The organism is Stenotrophomonas sp. STEN063 (assembly GCF_056854515.1).
This window is the reverse complement of the sequence record NZ_JBXFWF010000118.1, coordinates 1-5,518: the sequence shown is the minus strand read 5'-3', so window position 1 is coordinate 5,518 and position 5,518 is coordinate 1. Positions and strand designations below refer to the sequence as shown.

Here is a 5,518-nt window from a genome sequence, read left to right as displayed (position 1 = left end):
CGCTGACCTTCCTGGTGGTGGTGGCAACGCTGCCGGCGATTGCGGGCTTTGTCGGCGTCACGGTCGATCCGCTGCTGCTCATCGCCCTGCTGGTGTGCCTGATCCCGACCACCATCGGCGGCCTGCTGCCGGCCATCGGCATTGCCGGCATGAACCGTGCGCTGTCGGCCAACGTGCTGGCCAAATCCGGCAAGGCCGTGGAAGTAGCCGGCGACGTCGACGTGCTGTTGCTGGACAAGACCGGCACCATCACCTACGGCGACCGTCAGGCCACGCACTTCCATCCGCTGGCCGGCATTGATGCTGCACAACTGCGTGAAGCATCGCTGCTGTCGTCGCTGGCCGACCCGACCCCGGAAGGCAAATCCATCGTGCGCTTGGCACGCCAGCAGGGTTGCACCACCGCCGAGCCGGACCACGTTCATGCGGCTCCCTCCGCAAAAGCCCGCACATCCATGTGCGGGGTCCTGAACTATCTGCCCTTCACCGCACAAACCCGCATGTCCGGCGTTGACCTGGACAACGGCCGCAGCATCCGCAAGGGCGCTGCCGATGCCATCACCGCGCATGTACTGGCCTTGGGCGGCAGCGTGCCGAACGAGCTGCAGGCGCGGGTGGATCAGGTTGCCCGTGGCGGTGCTACGCCGCTGGTGGTCAGCGAAGGAAAGCACGTACTCGGCGTGGTGGAGCTGGCCGACGTGGTCAAGCACGGCATGCGTGAGAAGTTCGCGCAGCTGCGGGCGATGGGTATCCGCACGGTGATGATCACCGGCGACAACCCGCTCACCGCCGCCGCCATCGCCGCCGAAGCCGGCGTTGATGACTACATCGCGCAGGCCCGGCCGGAAGACAAGCTGGCGCGCATCCGTGCCGAGCAGGCCGGTGGCCGTTTGGTCGCCATGGTCGGTGACGGCACCAACGATGCACCAGCACTTGCCCAGGCCGATATTGGCCTGGCAATGAACTCCGGCACGCAGGCGGCCAAGGAAGCCGGCAACATGGTCGATCTGGATTCGGATCCGGCCAAGCTGCTGGCCGTGGTGGAAGTCGGCAAGCAGCAGCTGATCACCCGCGGTGCGCTGACCACCTTCTCGCTGGCCAACGACGTCTCCAAGTACTTCGCGATCCTGCCGGCGCTATTCGCCGCCAGCATTCCGTCGATGGCGGCCTTGAACGTGATGCAGCTGTCGAGCCCGCGCAATGCGGTGCTGGCAGCGCTGATCTTCAATGCCTTGGTGATCCCGGCCCTGATTCCGCTGGCCCTGCGCGGCGTGCGCTTCCGTCCGGCCACCGCCACCGCGCTGCTGCGCCGGAACATGCTGGTGTACGGCCTGGGCGGCGTGCTGCTGCCGTTTGCGGCCATCAAGGCCATCGACCTCCTTCTTGTCCTGGTATTTGGCGCATGAACACCTCCAACACTTCCTCCCGTCGTGCCGGCAACCCGCTGTGGTGGCCGGCCATTGGCCTGTCCTTGTTCGGCCTGCTTGGCACCGGCCTGGTCTATGCAGTGTTGGCGACCGGCGTCTCCGGCGCGTTGTTTCCGGCGCAGGCTGATGGCAGCCTGATCCGCGATACCGACGGACAGGTGCGTGGCTCGCTGTATCTGGCGCAGCCGTTCGCTGGCAATGGCTACTTCCAGACGCGTCCTTCGGCGGCCAACTACGATCCGATGGCCGCGGCCGGCAGCAATATGGCGCGCAGCAATCCGGACCTGGTCAAGCGGGTCAGCGAAGCCACTGCTGCCGCCGCAGCGCGCGAGAAGATCGATCCGGCCACCGTGCCGGGCGATCTGGTCACGCAGTCGGCCAGCGGCTTGGATCCGGAGCTGTCGCCTGCTGCCGTACAGGTGCAGGTGGCGCGTGTGGCCGCTGCACGTGGTTTGCCGCTGGCACAGGTGCAGGCGTTGGTTGATGCACAACTGCAGGACCGCCAATGGGGCGTGTTCGGGCAGCCACGGATCAACGTGATTGCCCTCAACCGGGCGCTGGATCAGGCCGCGCATGCGCCGTGATGCGGGGCGCACCTGCAACAGCGCACAATCGTCGCCATGAACGACTCCCGTAGCCGCCAGGCCGATGCCTTGGCCGAGGCCCTGCAACGCGACGCCGGCGGCAAGCTGACCGTGTTCCTCGGCGCCGCACCGGGCGTGGGCAAGACTTTCAGCATGCTCACCCGCGCCCAGGAACAGCTGCGGCGTGGGGTGGATGTCGTTGCGGCCGTGGTTGAAACCCATGGCCGCAACGACACCGCCGCCTTGCTCGACGGCCTGCCGCGCATTGCAATGTGCGCGGTGGAGTACCACGGCCATCAGCTGCAGGAAATGGATCTGGATGCGGTGCTGGCACGCAAGCCGGCGCTGGTGCTGGTCGATGAGCTGGCCCATCGCAATGCTCCCGGCAGCCGCCACGAACGGCGCTGGCAGGACGTGATGGAACTGCTCGATGCCGGCATCGACGTATGGACCACGATCAACATCCAGCACCTGGAAAGCCTCAACGATGTGGTTATGCGCATCACCGGCGTGCGCGTCAGCGAGACCGTACCCGATGTCGTGTTCGATCGTTTGCATGACATCGTGCTGGTCGACCTGCCACCGCGCGAGCTGATCGAGCGCCTGCAGCAGGGCAAGGTCTATGTGCCCGAGCAGGCCGCGCAGGCATTGCAGGCCTTCTTCTCGCCGGCCAACCTCACCGCCTTGCGCGAACTGGCGATGCAGGAAGCCGCCGATCGCGTCGACAGCAGCCTGCGCGAGACCCGCGCCGCACGCGGCGAAGGCAATCTGCCGTTGCGCCGCCGCGTTGTGGTCGCCATCGACGGCAGCGGCCAGAGCGAATACCTGGTACGGGTGGCACGACGCATCGCCGAGCGCCGCGATGCACCGTGGACCGTGGTGACCGTGCAGCACCGCCGCCACGACGAGGCCACCCGCCGCGAGATCGACGATGCGTTCGCACTGGCGCGGCGTCTGGGCGGCGATGCCGAGCTGCTGCACGGGCCGGGCATTGCCGATGCGCTGCTCGACTACGCCGCGCACAACGCGGTGTCGTCGCTGGTGCTGGGCCGCACCCGCGAGCGGCCGCTGGCGCGACTGTTCAACCAGACCTTGACCCAGCAGCTGATCCAGCGCGGCGCGCACTACGAAATCACCATCATAAGCACGCCGCAGGCACGCGCCAACGCGCGTCGCTTCGGCCTGTCGCTGGCCCCGGACAGCTGGGGAAAGGATGCGATGACCGCGGTATTGGCCACCGCCGGCGCCTGCCTGGCCGCATGGCTGGGCGAACACTGGATAGGCCTGAGCGATCTGGCGATGGTGTTCATCGTCGCGGTGGTGCTGGTGGCCGCGCGCACCCGCATGAGCGCGGCGGTGCTGGCGGCGACGCTGTGCTTCCTCGCCTACAACTTCTTCTTCATCGCACCACGCTTCACCTTTGCGATCAGCGCGCGGCAAGGCGTGATCACCGTCTTCCTGTTCCTGGCCGCCGCGTTGGTTGCCGGCCGCTTGGCATCGCGCCTGCGCATGCAGGTGGTGGCGCTGCGTGCGGCCAATCGCCATGCCAATGTGCGGCAGACGCTGGGGCGGCAGTTGGTTGGCGCCACTGACAACGCCCAGGTTGCGCATGCTGGCCGCGTGGCCCTGGAGCAGGCACTGGATGCACCGGCTTGGGTGCGGCTGGGCGATGACACCAGCACCAGTGGCACGGCAGCACCGGGCGATACCGATCTGGCTGCCGCCGATTGGGCGCTGCGGCATGGGCAAGCTGCCGGCCGCTTCACCGACACGCTGGCCGGTGCCGGCTGGTGGTTCCTGCCGTTGCTTGACGGCGAAGCGCACGCAATCGGCGTGGCCGGGCTGCGCTTCGATCATCAACATCCACGGCTGGCCCCGGAACAGCGCCAGCTGGTGGAAGCGATGGCCGACGACATCGCCCAGGCCGCATTGCGCACACGGCTGGTCGCCGATCTGGAAACCGCGCACCTGCACAACGAAACCGAGCGCCTGCGCTCGGCCCTGTTGTCCTCGGTCTCGCACGACCTGCGCTCGCCGCTGGCAGCGATGATCGGCTCGGCCGACAGCCTGTCCAACTACGCCGATGCGATGGATGCCAACGACCGCCGCGCCCTGCTCGACACCATCGTGGTCGAGGGCGAGCGGCTGGACCGCTACATCCAGAACCTGCTCGACATGACCCGGCTCGGCCACGACGGGCTGAAGCTCAACCGTGACTGGATCGGCGTGGACGAGCTGATCGGCTCGGCCGCGCGACGCCTGCAGCGCTACCAACCAGACGTGCGCCTGCAGCTGGATATTCCAGCCGACATGGCACCGATCTGGGTGCACCCGGCGCTGGTCGAGCAGGCAGTGTTCAACGTGATGGAGAACGCCGCCAAGTTCTCGCCGCCCGGCGTGCCGGTGGAAGTGCGCGCGCGACAGCAGGCCAACGAGCTGCGTATCGAGGTGATCGACGCCGGCCCGGGCATTCCCGACGCCGAACGTTCGCGCATCTTCGACATGTTCTACAGCGTGGAGCGTGGCGACCGCGGCCGCCAGGGCACCGGCCTGGGCCTGACCATCTGCCAGGGCATGATCGGCGCGCACGGTGGCAGCGTCGAAGCGCTGCCGGGACGCGGCGGACGCGGTACCCTGATCCGCATGACCCTGCCCCTGCTCCAGCCGCACCCCGAGAGCCCGCGCGATGATGGCTGAAGCGCCGGCCATTCCGCCGCCGCGCGTGCTGGTGGTCGATGACGAAGTGCAGATCCGGCGCTTTCTGGATATTTCGCTGCGCGCGCAGGGCTATGCGGTGAGCCAGGCCGCCAACGGCGCCGAGGGCCTGCAGCGGCTGGCCGAGGACGGCGCCGATCTGGTGGTGCTGGATATCGGCCTGCCCGACATGGAAGGCCACGACGTGCTGGCCGAGTTACGGCAATGGAGCCAGGTGCCGGTGATCATGCTCAGCGTGCGCGCCGGCGAAGCGGAGAAGGTGCGCGCCCTGGACAACGGCGCCAATGACTACGTGACCAAGCCGTTCGGCACCCAGGAGTTGATGGCCCGGGTGCGTGCCTTGCTGCGTAGTCGCAGCACCGACAGCGAAGGCCAGGTGCCGGTGTTCGATGACGGCCGCCTGCATATCGACCTGTCGCGCCGCGATGTGCGCGTGGATGGCGAAGCGATTGCACTGACCCGCAAGGAATACGCACTGCTGGCCTTGCTGTTGCGCAGTGCCGGGCGGGTGGTGACCCAGCCGCAGATCCTGCAGGAGATCTGGGGGCCGACGCATCGGCATGACACCCACTACCTGCGCATCCTGGTGGGCCGGCTGCGGCACAAGCTGGGCGATTCGGCGCTGGAGTCGCGTTATCTGTTCACCGAGCCGGGCGTTGGTCTGCGGTTTGGTGGTGCGTGATCAGCACGGCTTGTAGGAGCGGCGTCAGCCCCGAAGCTGGTGAAAAAACACGCGTTCCTTGATCAGAATTTTCTGTATTCGGAAGCCACTGTGGCGTTCGCGGCCGCCCC

4 protein-coding genes are annotated in these 5,518 nt (G+C 67.4%); all 4 read left to right on the top strand.

Annotated elements, in window-relative coordinates:
* A partial coding sequence (gene kdpB, locus AC1VWL_RS19105; RefSeq protein WP_482987729.1) for a potassium-transporting ATPase subunit KdpB occupies positions 1 to 1,406 on the top strand: 1,406 nt, incomplete at its 5' end.
* A complete protein-coding gene (kdpC, locus tag AC1VWL_RS19100) occupies positions 1,403 to 2,011 on the top strand; it encodes a potassium-transporting ATPase subunit KdpC (RefSeq protein WP_482987728.1) in 609 nt (202 codons plus the stop codon). The genes kdpB and kdpC, both read left to right, overlap by 4 nt.
* Positions 2,012 to 2,047: 36 nt before the next feature.
* On the top strand, positions 2,048 to 4,708 hold the full coding sequence (locus AC1VWL_RS19095; protein WP_482987727.1) for an ATP-binding protein: 2,661 nt from the start codon (positions 2,048 to 2,050) through the stop codon (positions 4,706 to 4,708).
* A complete protein-coding gene (locus AC1VWL_RS19090) occupies positions 4,701 to 5,408 on the top strand; it encodes a response regulator transcription factor (protein WP_482987726.1) in 708 nt (235 codons plus the stop codon). Before AC1VWL_RS19095 ends, AC1VWL_RS19090 begins: the two co-directional genes overlap by 8 nt.
* Positions 5,409 to 5,518 lie beyond the last annotated feature (110 nt).